At 68.1% G+C, this 18,634-nt stretch carries 19 protein-coding genes; 7 read left to right on the top strand and 12 right to left on the bottom strand.

Going from position 1 to position 18,634, the window contains the following annotated elements; translation table 11 throughout:
• Positions 1 to 12: 12 nt before the first annotated feature.
• The 5 genes from ASE78_RS05205 to ASE78_RS05185 all read right to left on the bottom strand — a co-directional run bounded on the left by ASE78_RS05205 (position 13) and on the right by ASE78_RS05185 (position 3,472).
• Positions 13 to 1,122: an RcnB family protein gene (locus tag ASE78_RS05205; RefSeq protein ID WP_056494185.1), complete on the bottom strand. Its 1,110-nt coding sequence runs from the start codon at positions 1,120 to 1,122 to the stop codon at positions 13 to 15.
• Positions 1,123 to 1,251: 129 nt separating this feature from the next.
• The gene (locus ASE78_RS05200) at positions 1,252 to 1,734 is read right to left on the bottom strand and encodes a GAF domain-containing protein (RefSeq protein ID WP_056494182.1); all 483 of its coding nucleotides are present in this window, start codon (positions 1,732 to 1,734) and stop codon (positions 1,252 to 1,254) included.
• A 41-nt stretch (positions 1,735 to 1,775) separates the two neighbouring features.
• Complete coding sequence (locus ASE78_RS05195) at positions 1,776 to 2,345, bottom strand: hypothetical protein (RefSeq protein ID WP_056494178.1); 570 nt, start codon at positions 2,343 to 2,345, stop codon at positions 1,776 to 1,778.
• Positions 2,346 to 2,395: 50 nt separating this feature from the next.
• On the bottom strand, positions 2,396 to 2,821 hold the full coding sequence (gene arfB / locus ASE78_RS05190) for an alternative ribosome rescue aminoacyl-tRNA hydrolase ArfB (RefSeq protein ID WP_056494174.1): 426 nt from the start codon (positions 2,819 to 2,821) through the stop codon (positions 2,396 to 2,398).
• Positions 2,822 to 3,472 carry an RluA family pseudouridine synthase gene (locus ASE78_RS05185; protein ID WP_056494172.1) on the bottom strand — a complete coding sequence of 217 codons (651 nt, stop codon included), beginning with the start codon at positions 3,470 to 3,472 and terminating at the stop codon, positions 2,822 to 2,824. It abuts the gene before it with no gap.
• Positions 3,473 to 3,548: 76 nt separating this feature from the next.
• Here ASE78_RS05185 and ASE78_RS05180 point away from each other — a divergent pair, with 76 nt between their 5' ends.
• From ASE78_RS05180 to ASE78_RS05170, 3 genes are all read left to right on the top strand, one after another.
• Positions 3,549 to 4,322 (top strand): D-alanyl-D-alanine carboxypeptidase family protein, encoded by a 774-nt coding sequence (locus tag ASE78_RS05180; RefSeq protein WP_235514883.1) that lies wholly within the window; start codon positions 3,549 to 3,551, stop codon positions 4,320 to 4,322.
• A gap of 367 nt (positions 4,323 to 4,689) precedes the next feature.
• Positions 4,690 to 5,595 carry an aspartyl protease family protein gene (locus tag ASE78_RS05175; RefSeq protein WP_162236465.1) on the top strand — a complete coding sequence of 302 codons (906 nt, stop codon included), beginning with the start codon at positions 4,690 to 4,692 and terminating at the stop codon, positions 5,593 to 5,595.
• A gap of 124 nt (positions 5,596 to 5,719) precedes the next feature.
• Complete coding sequence (locus ASE78_RS05170; protein WP_056494163.1) at positions 5,720 to 6,658, top strand: AraC family transcriptional regulator; 939 nt, start codon at positions 5,720 to 5,722, stop codon at positions 6,656 to 6,658.
• 753 nt (positions 6,659 to 7,411) lie between these two features.
• On the opposite strand, the gene ASE78_RS05165 is transcribed toward ASE78_RS05170, so the two are convergent.
• From ASE78_RS05165 to ASE78_RS05155, 3 genes are all read right to left on the bottom strand, one after another.
• The gene (locus tag ASE78_RS05165; RefSeq protein WP_082467022.1) at positions 7,412 to 8,179 is read right to left on the bottom strand and encodes an EAL domain-containing protein; all 768 of its coding nucleotides are present in this window, start codon (positions 8,177 to 8,179) and stop codon (positions 7,412 to 7,414) included.
• 142 nt (positions 8,180 to 8,321) lie between these two features.
• Complete coding sequence (gene wrbA, locus ASE78_RS05160; RefSeq protein ID WP_056494160.1) at positions 8,322 to 8,924, bottom strand: NAD(P)H:quinone oxidoreductase; 603 nt, start codon at positions 8,922 to 8,924, stop codon at positions 8,322 to 8,324.
• Positions 8,925 to 8,954: 30 nt separating this feature from the next.
• On the bottom strand, positions 8,955 to 9,650 hold the full coding sequence (locus tag ASE78_RS05155) for a pirin family protein (protein WP_056494157.1): 696 nt from the start codon (positions 9,648 to 9,650) through the stop codon (positions 8,955 to 8,957).
• 95 nt (positions 9,651 to 9,745) lie between these two features.
• Between ASE78_RS05155 and ASE78_RS05150 the strand changes: the two genes are divergently transcribed.
• The gene (locus ASE78_RS05150; RefSeq protein ID WP_056494154.1) at positions 9,746 to 10,648 is read left to right on the top strand and encodes a LysR family transcriptional regulator; all 903 of its coding nucleotides are present in this window, start codon (positions 9,746 to 9,748) and stop codon (positions 10,646 to 10,648) included.
• A gap of 128 nt (positions 10,649 to 10,776) precedes the next feature.
• The gene (gene ctrA / locus ASE78_RS05145) at positions 10,777 to 11,478 is read left to right on the top strand and encodes a response regulator transcription factor CtrA (RefSeq protein ID WP_055755711.1); all 702 of its coding nucleotides are present in this window, start codon (positions 10,777 to 10,779) and stop codon (positions 11,476 to 11,478) included.
• A 9-nt stretch (positions 11,479 to 11,487) separates the two neighbouring features.
• Here the strand turns inward: ctrA and ASE78_RS05140 are convergent, their stop codons facing one another.
• The 4 genes from ASE78_RS05140 to ASE78_RS05125 form a co-directional block, all read right to left on the bottom strand.
• Positions 11,488 to 12,378, bottom strand: coding sequence for a hypothetical protein (locus ASE78_RS05140; protein WP_056494151.1), 891 nt, complete (start codon positions 12,376 to 12,378; stop codon positions 11,488 to 11,490).
• A gap of 156 nt (positions 12,379 to 12,534) precedes the next feature.
• Positions 12,535 to 13,215: a L,D-transpeptidase family protein gene (locus ASE78_RS05135; protein WP_056494147.1), complete on the bottom strand. Its 681-nt coding sequence runs from the start codon at positions 13,213 to 13,215 to the stop codon at positions 12,535 to 12,537.
• A 144-nt stretch (positions 13,216 to 13,359) separates the two neighbouring features.
• Entirely contained in the window at positions 13,360 to 15,027 is a 1,668-nt protein-coding gene (locus ASE78_RS05130; protein WP_056494144.1) for an amidohydrolase, read from the bottom strand.
• The gene (locus ASE78_RS05125) at positions 15,024 to 15,890 is read right to left on the bottom strand and encodes an NAD(P)-dependent oxidoreductase (protein ID WP_056494142.1); all 867 of its coding nucleotides are present in this window, start codon (positions 15,888 to 15,890) and stop codon (positions 15,024 to 15,026) included. The genes ASE78_RS05130 and ASE78_RS05125 overlap by 4 nt, the downstream gene beginning before the upstream one ends.
• Before the next feature lie 203 nt (positions 15,891 to 16,093).
• Here ASE78_RS05125 and ASE78_RS05120 point away from each other — a divergent pair, with 203 nt between their 5' ends.
• Both ASE78_RS05120 and ASE78_RS19425 read left to right on the top strand, forming a co-directional pair.
• On the top strand, positions 16,094 to 18,136 hold the full coding sequence (locus ASE78_RS05120; protein ID WP_235514882.1) for a TonB-dependent siderophore receptor: 2,043 nt from the start codon (positions 16,094 to 16,096) through the stop codon (positions 18,134 to 18,136).
• A gap of 56 nt (positions 18,137 to 18,192) precedes the next feature.
• On the top strand, positions 18,193 to 18,634 hold a 442-nt coding region (locus ASE78_RS19425; RefSeq protein ID WP_235514910.1), incomplete at its 3' end, for a pyridoxal-phosphate dependent enzyme.

Here is an 18,634-nt window from a genome sequence, read left to right as displayed (position 1 = left end):
TACCCCGCCCGGTCAGCAGCGGCAGAGCGTCTTGGACGCCCGCGCGCGATAGGTCGCGCGGCGCTTGAGCGTGCGCGGCGCGGAATAGGTCACGATCTCTTCGGTGGTCGTGGTCGTGGTGACGGTGGGCGAACCGACCGTGACCGTCGTCACCGTCGCCGGCGGATAATAATAGCCGTTCGCGACATAGCCGCCCGCCGCGCCATAGCTGCTGGTCGTGGTGGTATAGCCACCGACCTGCGGATGCGTTTCGACATAGCCGCCGCGCACCGGGCCGCGTTCGACATAGCGGCGCTCGACCCGGCGGTCGTACGACCGGCCGATTGGCTGCACCTGTTCGCGTGGAGGCGCATAGACGACGTCGGGCGCGCCGCGATCGTCGTAATAGCCGTCGTCGGGGGCGACCGGCACGTCGTCGCCCGGCACCGCATAGGGCGCGCCATATTCGGGCGGCGGCGGGGGCATGCGGCGGCCGCGATCCTCCGCGCGGTCGATCGCGGTGCCGGCCAGCGCCCCTACCCCCGCGCCGAGGATCGTGCCGCCCAGCCGGTTGCCGCGTCCGGCGATGACGTTGCCCGCCACCCCGCCGACGACTCCGCCGATCACCGCACCGCCGACGCCGTTGTCGCGGCGGGTGACGACGCGGTCGTCCTGATAACGATCATCGTAATAACGATCGTCGCGGACATAGCGTCCATCGTCGCGCGCATCCCAGTCGATGCCGCCACGATAGTCGTACACCCGGCCGTCGCGATCGGCGAGCACGGCGTCGTCGTAATAGCGATACCAGCCATAGCCCGCCTGCGGCTGGGCGAGGCCGTAGGTCGACCAGTCCTGGACATAGAAGCTCGGCGCGACCCAGTAACGCGGCATGATCCAGCCGCGCGCCGGCTGGCGATAGGCGTTCCAGCCGCCCGGCGCATAATGGCCGCCGTACCAGCGCCCGCGCACCTTGCCGCCCCAGCGCGGACCGGGCAGATTCACGCGCGGGTGGCCGCCGGGCACCATGCGGGGCGCATGCCCCCGCTGGCCATGGGCAATGACCTGCGCATCGGCCACGCCGGTCGGCAGGGCGGTCGCGGCGGCAAAGGCTATGGTGGCGGCGATCAACGGCGTGCGCATCGGCCAAACGGCTCCCTGATTGGCTGCGGGCTGGAACCGCCCGCGAATATGGTTGCCGAAACCTTACCACGCGCGCCGGTTCCCCGCCAACGCGGCAAACGTCGCAGCGATCGTCCCGCCTTGGAGCAGTCAGGCGATGCGTGGCGCCAACATCGCCATCAGCGCCTCGCACCCCGCCTGATCGGCCGCATCGAACCGGCCAGCGATCGGGCTGTCGAGGTCGAGCACGCCGACCAGCCGCCCGTCCGCCACGATCGGCACGACCAGTTCGGCGCGGCTGTCGGCGTCGCAGGCGATATGGCCGGGGAAGGCATGGACGTCGGGGACCAGTTGCGTGGTGCGGGTGGCGGCGGCGGTGCCGCACACCCCCCTGCCCAGCGCGATGCGGATGCACGCCGCCTTGCCCTGAAACGGCCCCAGCACCAGTTCGTCCCCGACCAGCCGGTAGAAGCCCGACCAGTTGAGGTCGGGCAGATACTGCATCAGCAACGCCGAGGCGTTGGCCATGTTGGCGATCGGGTCCCGTTCGTCGGCGGTCAGCGAATCGAGCGCGGACAGGAGGTCGCGGTAGAGGTCGGCCTTGTCGGCGGCGGATACGGTGAACTGGTACATGGCGCGTGATGTAGGCGAGCGAAGTGGCGGGGCCAATGGTTTCAGTCGTTGCGACCGCGCTCGAAGCGCCATTTGCGGAGGGCTTGAACGAGTCCCGCGGCAACAAGACCTCCGGCAACGAACGTCCACCAGGAGCCGATGCCATTCGGAAGGACGAGCAGCGCGGCCAGAGGCAAGCACAGCGCCAATTGCCCATAGGTCATCCGCGAGAACGCCCGGCGGCGGATTTCCGCTTTCGACCGGGGCAACCCCAGTACCGGGCGACGCTCCAATGCCCGGGCGGGGGCCGTCCATGCCCGATAGCCGGAAACAAGGCAGAGCGTCAGGATGCCACCGACGCCGATCCCGATAACCGTCTTTTGCGTGCCTTTCGACATATCCGGGGCGATCAGCACGGGAATAACGCATAGCAGGGCCGTCGCGACCATGAGCGCCCAAATGATGTATTTCACGCGCCGCACGAAATCCGCCGCGAACGCATCGCGTTCAGTCGCGGTGACACGGACCGGCGGCCCCTTCATGTTCTCGCGGAAAAGGAAATCGCTACCCTCCGCCTCGAACTGATCGAGGAAATGCGATCGCATCCGCTCCAGATGACGTTTGAAGAACATCACGGACGCATATCGGGTTCGGCGACTGTAGGACAGCGCCGTCCCGCCGCTCAATCCATCCGCACCTTGCCGCGTCCGGCCTTCACCTGTGCCCGGCCCTTCTTGCCCTCCACCCGGCGGACCTGCGAGGCTTTCGTCGGTTTGGTCGGGCGGCGTTTCTTGGGGACGATCGTCGCCTCGCGGATCAGCGCGAACAGGCGTTCGCGGGCCTCGCGGCGGTTCAGTTCCTGCGAGCGCGAGGCGTCGGCGCGCAGGGTCAGCACGCCCTCCTTGCTCAGCCGCGATCCGGCAAGCGTCGCGAGGCGCAGTTTCACCGCATCGGGCAGGCCGGGCGAGGCCATGACGTCGAAACGCAGCAGCACCGCGCTGTCGGTGGTGTTGACGTGCTGCCCGCCCGGCCCCGAGGCACGGGTGAAGCTTTCCTCCAGTTCGCCGCTGTCGATCGCGATGGCGCGGGTGATCGCGATGCGCGGCACCTACCCCTCGTCGAAGCCGGCGGCGACGAAGCTTTGCGGCCATGGCGCGGTCACGTCGATCGCCAGCTTGTTGTCGCGCGGCACCATCAGTCCGGCGGCGTGGAGGAGCATCGGCCCTTCGCCCCGGCCATAGACCGGATCGCCCGCGACGGGGCAACCCAGCCCTTCGGCCATGTGCACGCGGATTTGATGGGTGCGCCCGGTTTCGGGGAACAGCGCCACCAGCGAGCGGTCGCCGACGGTGCGCAGCAGCCGCCAGTTGGTCCGCGCCGCCTTGCCGCGCGGATCGCCGACCATGCGCCAGCCGTCCTCGACGCTGCTGACCTTGGACAGCGGAAGGTCGATCTCCCCCGATTCGACCTCGGGTACGCCGTCGACCACCGCGAGATAGCGTTTCGTCACCCGGCCCTGTTCGAACGCCTGCTGGAAGCGGGCATGCGCTTTCGGGTTGCGGGCGAGGAGCAGGCAGCCGCTGGTATCGCGGTCGAGGCGGTGGACCGGCGTCGGTTCGCGCTGGAAGGTGAAGCGCAGTTCATCGGCGCGGCCGACGATGCTGGGCGAACCGTCACGCGGGGGATCGACCGGCAGGCCGGCGGGTTTGTCGAGGACGATCGCTTCGCCGTCGATGAACAGGACAAGGTCGTCAAGCATTCCGCCTCCTTGCCATCCTTGGCCGCGCCATGCCAGTGGTTGCCCGAAGCGAGAGGATGCGTACTGGGAGAAACTTGTGCGTCGATCGCTGCCTGTCCTTGCCTGCCTGACGTCCGTCGCCTGTACGCCGGTGGCGACGCCGCCCGTCGTGCCGCCCGTCGTGGTGCCCACAGCCAGGCCGACCCCGGTCGCCCCGCCGGTGGTGTCGGTGCCGCGCATGGCGGTGCAGCCGGTCGCGCTATGCGGGCGGGGCGTGGTGCAGCCGGGTGCCGACGGGCGGCTGTTCAATCACTTCGCCTATCCCGACACGCCGGCAAGCGCGCTGGTCGACGCGCCGGCCGCGCTGGGCGGGGGCAGTTGCAAGGTGCATCCGGCGATGCTGGGCGACCTTTCGCGGTTGCTGGCGGCGGCGGAGGCCGATCCGGCGGTGCGCGGCACGTTGCGCGCGGTATCGTGCCACCGGTCCGAGGCACTCCAGCGCCAGACCTTCTGCGGCGGGATCGGCCGCGACGGATCGGGCAGCTTCACCGAACGGGCATGGGCCTCCGCGCCGCCGGGGCATAGCGAACATGCCACCGGCTATGTCATCGATTTCGGGACCAGCACTTCGCGGGCGTGCGATGCGGAGGCGTGTTTCGCGGCGACCCCGGCGGGGCGGTGGATGCGCGCCAATGCCGCCAGTTTCGGGTTCGAGATGTCGTTTCCCGCGGGAAACCGGCAGCAGGTGAAGTGGGAGCCGTGGCACTGGCGCTGGGTCGGCACGACGGCGACCGAGGCGGGGGCACCGGTGGCGCGCGGGCTGTTCGCCAAGGCGCGGACGCGGTTTCCGGCGGAACCGGGGGTGCGGTAATACGATCCTGCGCCGAAGTTTACACCGGCGCTGGCGGAAGTTTAAACTAAGTTTACACAAACTTACACTTTTTGGCCGGCTGTCTTGCGGTTGTCCGGCAAGGTATCCTGTCTTTTCAGCTACATGGCCGATCCGCCGACCCCGAAGTGTGCGATTTCACGCGAACGAGGATTTCATGCGGCGGCGCGAAGGAGTTGCATCGGGATCGCCGTTACCCCGCCATTGCGGACGAGGCTGCGGTGTGGAGGTTTCAGCGTGCGAAAGAACCGGGTCGAAGTCCTGTGCCTAGCATGGCGGCGCGGGTGTAGGACAGCGCTTGCCGGGGCAGGTGGCGGGTGTCAGCATGGTGGCTGGCAGGAGGATGTATTTGATCGGATATGCGCTCTGGCTGATCGTGGGGGCGCAGGCCGCCTCCCCTGCCCCGGCGCGGCCGGTGGCCGCCCCGGTGTTTCGCATCGTGCCGCCCGCCGTGCGGCGACCGGTCCTCTACGAGGCGGTCGGCGGGCTTGTCGTGTTTCGCGTGCGGATCGCCGGGCGGGAAGCGTGGGCGCTGCTCGACAACCGGGCGGAGCGCAGTTTCGTCGATCTGGGGTTCGCGCGGCAGGCCGGGCTGACGATCGATCCGCGCACGTCGGTACGGATCAATGCCGGCAGCGGCCTGAACGGACAACGGGTCGAGCGGGTGGCCGTGGCGGTCGAGGGGCAGTTCGCGGTGACGCTGGCATCGATGACCGGGATCGACCTGGCACCGATCTCCCGGTCGATCGGACGGCCGATCGCGCTGGTCGTCGGAGCCGATTTCTATCGCCGGTTCGCCGTCGCGACACGGCCGGGCGCGCGCACGATTGCGTTCCTGCCGGGCGGGACGGTCGAGCGGGCGGGCCGCGCGGTCGATCTGCTCGACGCGCGGCCGCGTATCGCCATCACGCTGGGCGGCAAGCGGATGATCGTGACGGTCGATACCGGGCTGAGCGGCGCGCTGATCCTGACGCCGGCGGCATGGGCCCGGCTGGGTGTGGCCGATGCGGCGTGCGAGGGCAGCAGCTTCCGCACCGGCGACGGCCGCGCGCGAACCGGGCGACTGTGTACCGGACCGGCAGTGAGCGTCGGGCCGCTGACGCTGCCCTCGACCCGGGTGTTCATCGACGCGGTCGACGGCGCGAACGGCGACGGGCTGATCGGCATGGGTCTGCTTGGGCTGGCCGGGGGGATGACGCTCGATGTCTCGGCGCGGAAACTATGGCTGGTGCCGCCGGGGGAGATGGTACGGTAGCGGGCTTACCCGGACGGGTCGTTTGGCCGACGCTGAACGCGACGACATCTGGCCCGGATATGGGATGCACGACGATTCTTCCGGCACGATCCCCAGGGTCGTCATGGACACCTCCGTCTTACCGGTGGCCGAACAATTTGCCTATTGGGCGGCGCATACCCGCGGCGCGCGGCTGTATCAGCCCGAACCCGGCCCGTTTCTATGCCGGGGCGACATGTGGAACCTCGGCGCGTTGCAGATGACGCTGGTCGACGTCGATCCGTTCGTCGCGGTGCGCGACCGTGCGCTCGTCAACGCGGTCGACGCCGATTACATCCAGTATTGCCAGTTGCTTGACGGTACGATGACCTTCGAGGCCGATGGCGCGACGGCGGTGCTGACCGCCCCCGCCGCCTTCCTGCGCGATTCCAGCCGGCCGAGCACCGTGACGGCGACCCGCACCCGCTGCCTCATCCTGTATTTCGCGCGGGGGTTCCTTGAGGAAGTGACCGGGCCGATCGATTTCCAGGGGCCGCTCGCTCCCGTTGCCGAACTTACGCTGCTGCGCGATGTCGGTGTCGGGATGGTCGGCTTCTTTCCCGACGCGGCGGCGAGCGCCGCGCCACTCTATGCGGCGATCCTGCGCGATCTTGCCGCCGCCGCGATGCTGCGCGCCGGGGCGATCCAGCGTACTGGCACGTCGTCGCTGCTGGCCGCCGCGAAGGATCATGTCGCGACGCAGCCGCCTGGGACCCTGTCGATCGAGGGCATCACCGCCGCGCTGGGGGTGTCGCGATCGGTGGTGTATCGCCTGTTCGAGCGCGATGGCGGCGTGCTTGCCTATGATCGCATGCGCCGGCTGCGCGCGCTCCACCGGGCGGTGTCCAACCCGCGCAACACCAGCACGCTGGCCGAGCTTGCCCGGCGCTATGGGTTTCGCGACCCGGCGGCGCTGTCGCGCAGTTTCCGCAAGGCGTTCGGGGCGACGCCGGAAGCGGTGCGGCGGCGACATGCCGATTTCATGCCGGGGTCGGCGAGTTCGGCGCCGTTCGAGATTCGACGGGCATTCGATAGCTTCGAGTAGCGGCGGCTTGTTGGTGACGCCGGACTTATTGGCGCGGGGTTTGCGGACGTTGAGTGGATCGCCGCTTCGTGGCAACCTTCGCAAACGGCAATCGGACCAGCATCAACCCTGTTGGACAGCGAAACTGCGTTTCGCGCGATGTGCGCTTAACGATCCCGCCACGCCTGACGATTGGGCCGATGCGGTTCGGCAAGCCGTCCGCCAACGCTCAATTTCGGACATGAGGCTACCTCTCGCTCGAAGGTGGCTCGGCGACAAACCCCACATCTTTGAAACCCGCCATCTGTAGCGTGTATATCGCGCCACCCAAGCATCGGTAAGGCGTTTCTGTTATATTGGCATCGATATGGGCTCGCCGCCCTAACCTCGCTTCCGGTCGCGCGATCGCCAGTAACTCGTCCGTGGTGACTTTGCGTCTGTTTACTTCGATGCTGCACGCCGTTGCAGGACCTCGAACGATCACATTGAACGGCACTGCCGTCGTGCGACTTGCGCATCCCGTTCCGGCCATCAGAAAAGCGGCCGCCGTTGTTCGCCAGAGTGATAGCTTCATACCCCAACGATGCCGAAGCAATGTCCGTGGTGCAACACCGCTACCCGCCAAACTCCGCCATTCGCACGACAGCGGTACGGTCGGTCGCGCCAAGAAATTCCTGTGGCGCGCCACCGGTGTAGCGCTTGCACGCGGCTAAGCGATGCCGTGGAACCGGCCCGGTTCGATCGGGACCGACCCCCCACTCGAACAAGGGTCGCTCACGCGATCAGGCGTAGCGGCACTTCGACCGGCAGCATCGGGGTCGGCAGCGTTCGGAACCCCGGGCGGGCGAACAGATAGCCCTGCATGTAGCGCACGCCCATGGCGCGCAGCGCGTCATATTCCTCGCGGGTTTCGATGCCTTCGGCGACGACGGTGATGCCGAGGCGATGGAGCATCGCGACCAGATATTCGGCGATGATCCGGCGCGGCTGGCTGGTATCGATGTCGCGGATCAATTCCATGTCGAGCTTGATGACATCGGTTTGCAGCCGGGCCAGCAGCGCGAGGCCGGCGTGGCCCGCCCCGAAATCGTCGAGCGCGGTGGCGAAGCCCATCCGGCGATAGGTGTCGATGATATTGGCCAGATGCCCGGTGTCGCGGATTTCCTCATTCTCGGTGAATTCGAAGATCAGGCGATCGGTCGGGAAGCCGGCCGCAGCGGCGGTCTGCAACGTCAACTGGATACAGGCGACCGGCGAATAGACCGCGTTCGGCAGGAAGTTGATCGACAGTCGGGCACCGGTCGGCACGATGCCGGCGGCGACGGCCTGGGTGATCGCCGCCACCCGACATTGCTGGTCGAACGCATAGCGGTTGGCGTCGGTGACGGTCGAAAGCACCGTTGCCGCCCCCTCGCCGTTCGGGCCGCGTACCAGCGCTTCATAGGCCCATGGCGTGCCGGTTTCGACATCGACGATCGGCTGAAACGCCATCGCCAGATCGAACTGGTCGGCGGCGGTTCGGCAGCCCTCGCAGCGGTTCATCGCAGGGTATCCATCCGGCGGTTCTGCGACGCCAATTCCTAATTTCCGGTGTTTAACATATGTTATGCTTGCTATTATCGCGCAGGGCGACCTGCGCGATCGGGGGCAGGGGGCGGCCCGACGGAACGCCCCCTGCCCTGTCTTATCCGAAGACCTTGGTCGCGAGTTCGGCAATGCGCTTGCCCTGATGGCGGGCGCCGCCCAGCTCGATCTCGGTCGGCTGGCGGCTGCCGTCGCCCGCCGCGATGGTCGAGGCGCCATAGGGCGTCGAGCCGTTCACTTCGTCCAGTCCGCCATGGCCGTCATAGCCATAGTCGAGGCCGACGATCGTCAGCCCATGGTGCAGCAGGTTGGTGATGATCGAGAACAGCGTCGTCTCCTGCCCGCCATGCTGGGTCGCGGTGGAGGTGAACGCGCCGCCGATCTTGCCGACGAGCCCGCCCCTGGCCCACACGCCGCCGGTCGTGTCCCAGAAGGCGGCCATCTGGCTCGACATCCGGCCATAGCGGGTGCCGGTACCGACGATAATCGCGTCGTAATGGGTCAGTTCGTTGGGATCGGTCAGCAGCGCGTGATGATCGGCGACGACGAAGCCCGCCGACTTGGCGACCTCGTCGGGCGCGGTTTCACGCACGCGGCGCACATCCACCTCGGCCCCGCCGGCGCGGGCACCCTCGGCGATGGCGTCGGCCATCTTCGCGATATGGCCGTAGGACGAATAATAGAGGACCAGAACCTTCGACATGCAGGCATACTCCCTTGGGAAAGACGTGACTTATTCGGCGTCGACGAGAACGAGTTCGCTGTCCTCGATCGCGGTGATGGTGACGGTCTGCCCGCCCGAGAGCGCCGCCCCGTCGCGTGCCTGAAAGGCGACGCCGTCGATGGTGAACGCGCCGGTCGCGGCGACCAGATAGGCGTGACGCCCCGCCCCCACGCTATGTTCCACACTCTCGCCGGCGCGCAGCGTGGCGCCGAGCACGCGGGCGTCGGCGCGGATGCGCAGCGCATCCTCGTCGTCCGCACCGCTGGCCAGCGTCACGAACTTGCCCGAGCGCTCGCCCTTGGGAAAGGGTTTCGCGCCCCATGACGGGGTGCCGCCCTTCTGGCGCGGTTCGATCCAGATCTGGAAGATGCGGGTCGTTTCGGGTTCGAGGTTGTATTCGGCATGGCGCACGCCCGAGCCGGCGCTCATCACCTGCACGTCGCCCGCCGACGTGCGGCCCTTGTTGCCCATCGAATCCTGATGGGTGATCGCGCCCGAGCGGACATAGGTGATGATCTCCATGTCCTTGTGCGGGTGCGGCGGGAAACCCGAATTGGCGGCGATCTCGTCGTCGTTCCACACCCGGATCGCGCCCCAGCCCATGCGGGCGGGATCATGATAGTTGGCGAAGCTGAAATGATGGCGGGCGTTCAGCCAGCCGTGATCGGCATGGCCGAGGCTGGTGAAGTCGCGTTTGTCGATCATCCGAAGTCTCCTTGCTTGACGATCAAGATAGGCGGCGCGACAGTCGCGTAAACGGAAACGTCGGAAACCGATCGTTTCGGGAACGAGGAACATCCATGCGGCTGCCGGATTTCGAGGCGTGGGCGATGTTCGCCTGTGTGGTGGAGCACCGGTCGTTCAGCGCGGCCGCGGCATCGATCGGCGTGTCGAAGGCGACGGTGTCGAAGGCGGTGGCGCGGCTGGAGGTATCGCTCGGCACCACCTTGTTCCACCGGACGTCGCGGCGGCTCGCGCTGACCGATGCCGGCCAGTCGCTGAGCGAGCGCGCCGCAAGGATATTGGCCGAGGCGCAGGGGGCGGAGGAACAGGCGCGCGATGCCGCCGCCGCGCCGACCGGTCTGGTGCGGGTGGCGGTGCCGATGTCGTTCGGCCTCGCCCATGTCGCCCCGGCGATCGCGGACTTCCTGGCGGCGCATCCCGGCGTCGAGATCGACCTGACGCTGTCCGATGCCAAGGTCGACATCGTGGCCGACGGGATCGACGTGGCGCTGCGCATCGCCGACCTGCCCGACAGTTCGCTGCGCGCGCGGCGGCTGGCCCCGGTGGCGATACGGATCGTCGCCGCGCCGGCCTATTGGGAGAAACGTGGCCGGCCGACGCATCCTGCCGACCTCGGCCATCATGCCTGTTTCGTCTATACCAACCTGCCGAACGCGATCTGGCATTTCCGGCAGGGTGCAGAGGAAGTGGCGGTACGCCCGGCGGGGCCGCTGGCGACGAACAACGGCGAGGCGATGCTGCCGGCGCTGCGCGCGGGACTGGGCGTGGCGCGGCTGCCCGATTTTCTGGTCGATGCCGACATCGCCGCCGGGCGGCTGGAGCCGGTGCTGGAGGCATGGACCGGGGCCGGGGTGGCGCTGCACCTGCTGACCCCGCCCGGCACGCTCAGGCCCGCGCGGGTCGAGGCGCTGATCGAGTTTTTGTCCGAACGGTTCCGGCGTTTATGCCAGCCACGTTAACCGCTCATCCTAACGAATCGTTCTGGCTTAAGCGGAAATTAACCTTTTGCCTTCAGAAAGGTTTACAGTAATTGTTCTCGCTTGCGCGCCGACAGGGAAGAGCGTGCCGCGAAACGGGGGACTGCCGGATGCGCGTGCTGCTGATCGAGGACGAGCCGACGACCGCCAAGGCGATCGAGCTCATGCTGACCACCGAGGGTTTCAATATCTACACGACCGATCTGGGCGAAGAAGGCCTCGATCTGGGCAAGCTGTACGATTACGATATCATCCTGCTCGACCTGAACCTGCCCGACATGCACGGCTATGACGTGCTGAAGAAGCTTCGCGTGGCGCGGGTGCAGACGCCGGTCCTGATCCTGTCGGGCATTGACGAGATGGACAGCAAGGTACGCTCGTTCGGCTTCGGCGCCGACGATTACGTGACCAAGCCGTTCCACCGCGAGGAACTGATCGCGCGCATCCATGCGGTGGTGCGCCGGTCGAAGGGCCATTCGCAGTCGGTGATCCGCACCGGCAAGCTGGCGGTGAACCTCGACGCCAAGACGGTCGAGGTCGACGGGTCGCGCGTCCACCTGACCGGCAAGGAATATGCGATGCTCGAGCTGCTTTCGCTGCGCAAGGGCACGACGCTGACCAAGGAAATGTTCCTGAACCACCTGTACGGTGGCATGGACGAGCCCGAGCTGAAGATCATCGACGTCTTCATCTGCAAGCTGCGCAAGAAGCTCAGCACCGCCTGCGACGGCGAGAATTACATCGAGACGGTGTGGGGCCGCGGCTACGTGCTGCGCGAGCCGGACGAGATGGGCGAAGCGGCGGTCGCCTGAGGGATCACGTCACCGCCGCGCGGTGGCATAGCCTGACCCTTCGATCCGGCGGCCGCTCGCCGGATCGGTGACATCGACCCGGAAGATCAGGCCGGTTTCTTCTGCCGCCGGCCCATAGAAGGTGCCGACGACCTCGGCTGAGCCGGTGATGCCGTCACCGGCCGACAAGGTACCGCGAAAGCCCCCGACATACAGCGCGTCAGCCCGCCGCCGGAGCGTGCCGCTATACCGGCCGAGCGCGGCGGGCGGGAGCGTCGTACCCGCGACGCGCCCCGTCAGCGTCAGGTCGACGCGAACGTCACCGCTCGCCTGATCGACCACGATGCTGCCGGTGCTGTCGCCCAATTGATAGGGTTGCGCGGTTGCACCCTGCCCGGCGGTCAGCGTGCCGACGATCGCCGCATCGTAGCGGACCGTTCCGCTGTTCGGCCAGATCGGCGGCGGGGTGATGTTGCCGTAGAGGCAGTCGTAGCGGAACGGCGGGCTGGTAATCGCGGTCTGGGTCAGCCGCGCCGTCGCGAGATAGGTCCGCGCGCCGCTCGCCGGGGGTCGCAGTTCCAGCCGGTAGCTGCCGGTATCATAGCGTGCGGTGAATGCCAGGTCGGGCAACGCCATGGCGCGGTCACGCTCGCCAAGTTGGATGCCGTAACGCACATGCGGCGGGGCGACCGATTGCAGATAGCCGGGTGCGTCGCCGGTCAGATCAAGACCGAGATCGATCCCGGTGCCGTACGCCAGCAAGCGTGGCGCATCGGTGCCGACCTGCGCATCGCACAACGTCTCGTATTTTTCGCGCGGGGTCTGTGCCAGCGGCGGGACGTTCGCGTCCGGGTTGGTCGATGTGGCGGTCGGCGTGGGAGTTGGCGTCTGGGTCGGCGCGGGAGCCGGCGCCGCGATCACCGATGGGGCTGAGCTACTGTTACCGCCTCCGCCGCAGGCGGCAAGCGTACCCGCGGTAGCAAGCAACATGATTCGAACCTGGCGCATCGATTTCCCCCCGGAAGCGCGCGGCGTTGCCCGAACCCTTTTGCAAAGACAAGCTTCGTATACGTTGTATCAGCGGCGGGCGATCGCCGCCCCCATCGCCAGCCGCTTGCCGTTGGTGATGATGACGCGGTCGCCGAGTTTCACCGCTGCGAAGAGCTTGCGGGCAAACGCCGTGGGGACACCGATGCAGCCGTGGGTCGCGCCGCCGGGCTGCACGTCGCTACCGTGGATCGAGATGCCGTCGTTAGTCAGCCGCAGCATGTACGGCATCGGCGCGCCGTAAAGGTTGCTGACATGGTCGGCGTCCTTCTCGGTGATCTTGAGCGCGCCGAGCGGGGTGGGTTTCCAGTCGGCGCCGTACAGCACGACCGCCGTGCCGATCTCATAGCCGTCACGGAAGATCGACAGGACCTGCGCGTCCAGATCGACGGTGATGACGATCGGGCCGGTTTTGGGCGCGGCGCTTTCGTCCCACAGCCAGCGGCCGTGGGTGAACGGACCGTCGATCGTCAGGATGTGGCGGACGACCATCGCCTCGGGCGCGGGAGTCGCGGCGGAGATCGGCGTCGGGCGGCTGGTCGCCGGAGTCGGGCGGGCGGACGGCGTGGGCGTGACGCGGATGACCGGCAGCAGCGGGGCGGCCGGGGCGGCGGGGTGCGCGCCGATCAGCATCAACGCGCCCCCCGCCGTCGCGCCGATCGCGCCCAGCAGCAGCGTCACTCCCAATGCGGTTCGCAGCTTCGCGGCCATGGGCGGGTCCTACCCCGGATCGGGCGCGGGTACACCCGTGGATTCGGCAGCGTTCCGCGATGGGACAGAGTCGGCGTTGGCCAAGAGGCCCCAGCTTTCGCCAAGGCGACGATTGGCTGCGCAGAGAGGCCGGACGGCGGCCCCTTACCGCCCCGCCGCCACCTCCGGCTTGTCCTTGAGCGGCCATGCCCTGTAGCCGCCGACCCAGGTTTCGAGCACCTTTGTCGCGCGGAGTTCGGCCGGCGTGGCCGCCACCGGATCGCGATCGACGACGAGGAAATCGGCCTTTTGCCCGGGCAGCAGCGAACCGAAGCGTTGTTCGGCGAAGCCGGCATAGGCCGCGTCCTGGGTGAAGGCCTTCCATGCCTGTTCGCGCGTCACCCGTTCTTCGGGGCGCCAGCCCCCCGGCGGCTGGCCGTTCGCATCCTCGCGGGTGAAGGCGGCGGCCCAGCCGACGAACGGGTTCGGGCTCTCGACCGGATAGTCCGAGCCGAACGCCAGCCGCCCGCCGCCCCGCAGCACGGTCGCCCACGCATAGGCACCCTTCAGCCGCGCTTCGCCCAGCCGTGCTTCGGCCATGGTGCGGTCGCCGGTGGCATGGACCGGCTGCATCGAGGCAATCGTGCCGTTGCGCCCCAGCGCCGGGAGATCGGCGGGGTCGATCACCTGCGCATGTTCGATCCGCCAGCGGCGGTCGTCCTTGTACGACGAGGCGATCTCGGCGATCGCGTCGAGGACCTGCCGGTTCGCCTGATCGCCAATCGCGTGGATCGCGAGCTGGAAATTGTCCATCGTCGCGCGGCTCATGACGTTGAGCAACGTGGTGTCGCCGATGAACGACAGGCCGCGCTGGCCCGGCGCGTCACTGTACGGCGCTTTCAGCCACGCCCCGCGCGAACCCAGTGCGCCATCGGCGTAGAGCTTGATCCCGCCCATGCGCAGGCGATCACCGTAGAGCCACGGCGTCGGCCCCGATCCCGCCACGCTCAGCGCGGTGTCGAGTCCCATGCCATAGCTCATGATCCGCACGCGCAACTGGCCGATGTCGCCCATGCGGCGGAACACCTGCCAATCGTCGACGGTGGTGCCCATGTCGGCGGTGGCGGTGATGCCGTTCGACAGCAGCGTGTCCTGTGCTTTCAGAAACGCCGCGTTGCGTTCGCGCGGCGACGGTTTGGGCTTCGCGGCGTCGAACAGCGTCGCGGCAGAATCGACGAAGACGCCGGAGGGCTGGCCGTTCGCCAGCTCGATCCGGCCGCCCGGCGGCGATTTGGTCTGGGCGGTGATGCCCGCCGCCTTGATCGCGGCAGTGTTAGCCCACACCGCATGGCCGTCGGCGCGTTCGAGCAGCACCGGCTTGTCGCCGACCGCCGCGTCGAGTTCGGCGGCGGTCGGGAAGCGGCCGAGGCCCCACGCCTCCTGATTCCAGCCGCCGCCGACGATCCACGGCCGGTTGCCGTTGGCGCGGGCATAGGCGCGGATCGCCTCCTGCGCTGCCCCGAGCGAGCGCGTGCCCGACAGGTCGATCTCCAGCCCGCGATAGCCGAGCGCCATGACATGGCCGTGCGCGTCGATCATGCCGGGCATGACGGTGCGCCCGGCCATGTCGGTGCGCCAGTCGGGGCGCTTGGGCGGCTTCTCGCCCTTGGGCACCAGCCGGACGACCTTGCCTTCCTTGTCGATGACGATCGCCGAGAAGCGGACGACCTGCCCCCGCGAATCGAGCGCGACGCCGTTGACGTTGTCGACGAGGCCGTCGGCCAGCGCAGGGGCGGCGGCGAGGAGCGCGGGGATCAGGAGCAGGCGCTTCACTTGGCCAGTCTCCGCACCAGCGCGCTGGTATCCTGTCGCCCGCCGTCCATCGCCTGTACCTCCGCATAGAATTGGTCGACCAGCGCGGTAACGGGCAGCGTCGCCCCCTGCCGCCGCGCCTCGTCGAGCGCCAGCCCAAGGTCCTTGCGCATCCAGTCGATCGCGAAGCCGAAGTCGAACTGGTCCTTAGCCATCGTCGGCCAGCGGTTGACCATCTGCCAGCTTTGCGCCGCGCCGCCGGATACGGCGTCGAGGACCTTGTCCAGATCGAGATCGGCCTTTTGCGCGAAGCGCAGCGCTTCGGCGAGGCCGCCCAGGACGCCGGCGATGCAGATCTGGTTGACCATCTTGGTCGTCTGCCCAGCGCCCGCCTCACCGACATGGACGATGCGCTGGGCGTAGGCGGCCATGATCGGTTCAGCGGCGGCGAAGGCTTGGCGAGAGCCGCCGCACATGATCGAGAGCTTGCCGTTCTCGGCCCCCGCCTGTCCGCCCGAAACGGGGGCATCGAGGACGAGCAGGCCGCTTGCCGCGCCGGCATCGGCCAGTTCGCGGGCGATCGCGGCGGAGACGGTGGTATGGTCGGCGAACAGCGCACCCGACGCCATCGCGGCGAACGCGCCGTCGTCGCCCAGCGTTACGGCACGCAGATCGTCGTCGTTGCCGACGCAGGCGAACACCGCATCCGCGCCCTTCGCGGCGGCGGCGGGTGTGTCGGCGACGGTGCCGCCGTGCCGTTCCGCCCAAGCGTCCGCCTTGGCGCGTGTGCGGTTGTAGACGACCACCCGATGCCCGGCGGTGACGAGATGCCCGGCCATGGGCGCGCCCATGACGCCGGTGCCGATGAATGCGATGGTTGCCATGACGGGGGTTTAGGAGGTGTCGCGGGTTCGCGAAAGGGGCCGTACGCCCAGCCACGGCAACCTTTGCTATTGATAACGACTCGCATTGTCCTTAGGGGCAGCATCGACCGTAGCGGCACGATGCCGACCGACGCAGGCAAGGATGCGCGGGCAGGAGGAACGGCACGGCATCGCGATACGGGGGCAGGGATTTGACAAGGCGTTTGGTTGCATGGGGTTTCGTCGCGCTGGCCGGTCCGCTGCCCGCCGCCGCACAGGACGCCACGCTGATCGACGAGCTGCTGGTCGTCGGACGGCGCCATAGCATCCGCCCCGAAGTCGCGACCGGCGCGACGCGGACGCAGACCGCGATCGAGGACATTCCGCAGGCGATACAGGTCGTCCCGCGTGAGACGATCGACGAGCAACAACTGCTGCGGCTGGCCGATGTGGTCGCCAACGTGTCGAACGTGCAGCCCGGCGGCACGCAGGGCAACCGGACCGAATTGTTCGTCGTGCGCGGGTTCGAGCTGTCGTCCTATGCGATCGACGGGATTCTTACCAACCCGGCGCAGAACTTCACCGAAACGGTCCGCGACCTCGCCAATGTCGCGCAGGTGGAGGTGCTGAAGGGACCGGCGTCGGTCCTGTACGGACGCGGCGAGCCGGGGGGCACGATCAACATCGTCACCCGTCGTCCGGCCTTCACCTTCGGCATGGAAGGTCAGGTGCAGGGCGGCGGCAACGGGCTGCGCCGGGTGCAGGCGACCGTGACCGGCCCGGCGAGCGAGGCGCTGGCGGCGCGGTTCAGCATTGCCGCGCAACGCAGCGGCAGCTTCCGCGATTTCCAGATCGACGGCAGCCGCGTGTTCTTTTCGCCCTCGATCGCATGGCGGCCCGATGCCGCGACCCGCGCCGATGTGGATTACGACTATACCGATCAGGTGACACCGGGGGATCGCGGGCTGCTGGTCGTGAACGGCGCGGTGCGGGGGCCCGCGTCGCGCAGCTTTGGCGAGCCATGGTCGCGCAATTTTGGGCGGCAGCACGGGGTGCGCGGGCGGATCGAGCATGACCTGACCGACTGGCTGACGCTGCGCCAGATCCTATCGCATCAACGCGGCGAGAGCGGGCGGACCGTCGCCGATTTCACCGGCTTCAACACCGCGCGCACGTTGTTGCAGCGACGCGGCGTCCGCCAGTCGCAGACGGTGGCGACGACGACCAGCCAGAGCGAGGCGCTGTTCCGCTTCGACACCGGGCCGCTCACCCACCTGCTGCTCGCCGGGTTCGAGGCGGTCGATGCGCGCCGCACGACCAGCGAATGGCGCGCGCCGCTGGCATCGATCCGCGTCGCCGATCCGGTGCAGGGGGCGCTGCCCGGCACCTTCACCTTCTTCCGCACGGTCGACGTGCGCGCGCGGTTCCTTGCCCCCTATGTCCAGGACCAGATCGGCATCGGCGACCGCGTCGACATCGTCGCGGGCGTCCGCTGGGATGATGTCGATCAGACGACGACCACCGCCGGCATCGCCACCGCCGAGGACGGACGGCGCGCATCGCCCCGACTGGGGATCGTGTGGCATGCCGTGCCGTCGATGGCGCTCTATGCCAACTGGTCGACGTCGTTCCGCCCGCGCACCGCCGCGCAGGCCGACGGCGGCACCGCGCCTCCCGAAACCGGACGGCAGTATGAGGCGGGGATCAAGTTCACCCCCGTCGGCGGCCGCCTGATCGCCAGTGCCGCGATCTTCGACATCGTGAAGAACAACGTGGCCAGCGCCGATCCGGTCAACAACGGCTTCGTGATCGTCACCGGCCAGCAAAGATCGCGCGGGGCCGAGGTCGACCTGAGCGGCGAGGTGCTGCCCGGATGGCGCTGGATCGTCGGGGCGGGCTATCTGGATGCCACGGTGACGCGCGATACGGTGATCCCGGTCGGCAACCGGTTGCGCGGGGTGCCGGAATGGAGCGGCAACCTGTGGACCACCTATCGCATCCCCGCCGGGCCACTGGGCGGCGCGATGCTGGGCGGCGGCGCGATCCGCGTCGGCGCGCGGGCGGGCGATCTGGCTAACAGCTACTCGGTCCCCGGCTATACCCGCTTCGACCTGACGGCGGGCTATACCATCGCCGATCGATACCGGCTGGGCGTAGTGGTGCGCAACGTCACCGACCGCTTCTATGTCGAACAGCCGGTCGCGCTGACCACCAATTATCCCGGCAGCCCGCGCACCGTGTCCGCCACACTGTCGGTCGAATGGTGAGCCGGCTTGTCCGCCGCCTTTCCCCGCTGCGTCTAATCGGCTAGGCGCGGAACCCTATGGCTACCAACCCGATCGCTTCGCCCGCCCTGCCCCTTTCGCTCGACGATGTACGCGGCGCGGCGATGCGGATTTCGGGGTCGATCGTGCGCACGCCGACGCTCATCAGCCGCACCCTGTCCGAACTGACCGGGGCAACCGTCTATCTGAAGTTCGAGAATCTCCAGTTCACCGCCGCCTACAAGGAGCGCGGCGCGCTCAACACGTTGCTGCAACTGGACGAGGCGACCCGCGCCAAGGGCGTGATCGCGGCATCGGCGGGCAATCACGCGCAGGGCCTCGCCTATCACGGCAACCGCCTCGGCGTACCCGTCACCATCGTGATGCCCAAGCCGACGCCGACCGTGAAGGTGATGCAGACGCAGAGCCACGGCGCGACCGTGGTGCTGGAGGGCGAAACCTTCGACGCGGCGTACGACCATGCCCGCAAGCTGGAGGCCG

This window comes from Sphingomonas sp. Leaf25, from assembly GCF_001421635.1.
Taxonomy (GTDB): Bacteria; Pseudomonadota; Alphaproteobacteria; order Sphingomonadales; family Sphingomonadaceae; genus Sphingomonas.
The sequence above is the reverse complement of the archived record's forward strand: the minus strand, read 5'-3'. Positions and strand labels throughout refer to the sequence as shown.

Coding starts and splice junctions, on each gene's coding strand:
- ctrA (WP_055755711.1), top strand. CDS start 10,777: ATGCGCGTGCTGCTGATCGAGGACGAGCCGACGACCGCCAAGGCGATC.
- wrbA (WP_056494160.1), bottom strand. CDS start 8,924: ATGTCGAAGGTTCTGGTCCTCTATTATTCGTCCTACGGCCATATCGCG.
- ASE78_RS05165 (WP_082467022.1), bottom strand. CDS start 8,179: ATGAACCGCTGCGAGGGCTGCCGAACCGCCGCCGACCAGTTCGATCTG.
- ASE78_RS05125 (WP_056494142.1), bottom strand. CDS start 15,890: ATGGCAACCATCGCATTCATCGGCACCGGCGTCATGGGCGCGCCCATG.
- ASE78_RS05205 (WP_056494185.1), bottom strand. CDS start 1,122: ATGCGCACGCCGTTGATCGCCGCCACCATAGCCTTTGCCGCCGCGACC.
- ASE78_RS05150 (WP_056494154.1), top strand. CDS start 9,746: ATGCGGCTGCCGGATTTCGAGGCGTGGGCGATGTTCGCCTGTGTGGTG.
- ASE78_RS05195 (WP_056494178.1), bottom strand. CDS start 2,345: ATGTTCTTCAAACGTCATCTGGAGCGGATGCGATCGCATTTCCTCGAT.
- ASE78_RS05135 (WP_056494147.1), bottom strand. CDS start 13,215: ATGGCCGCGAAGCTGCGAACCGCATTGGGAGTGACGCTGCTGCTGGGC.
- ASE78_RS05155 (WP_056494157.1), bottom strand. CDS start 9,650: ATGATCGACAAACGCGACTTCACCAGCCTCGGCCATGCCGATCACGGC.
- ASE78_RS05200 (WP_056494182.1), bottom strand. CDS start 1,734: ATGTACCAGTTCACCGTATCCGCCGCCGACAAGGCCGACCTCTACCGC.
- ASE78_RS05185 (WP_056494172.1), bottom strand. CDS start 3,472: ATGCTTGACGACCTTGTCCTGTTCATCGACGGCGAAGCGATCGTCCTC.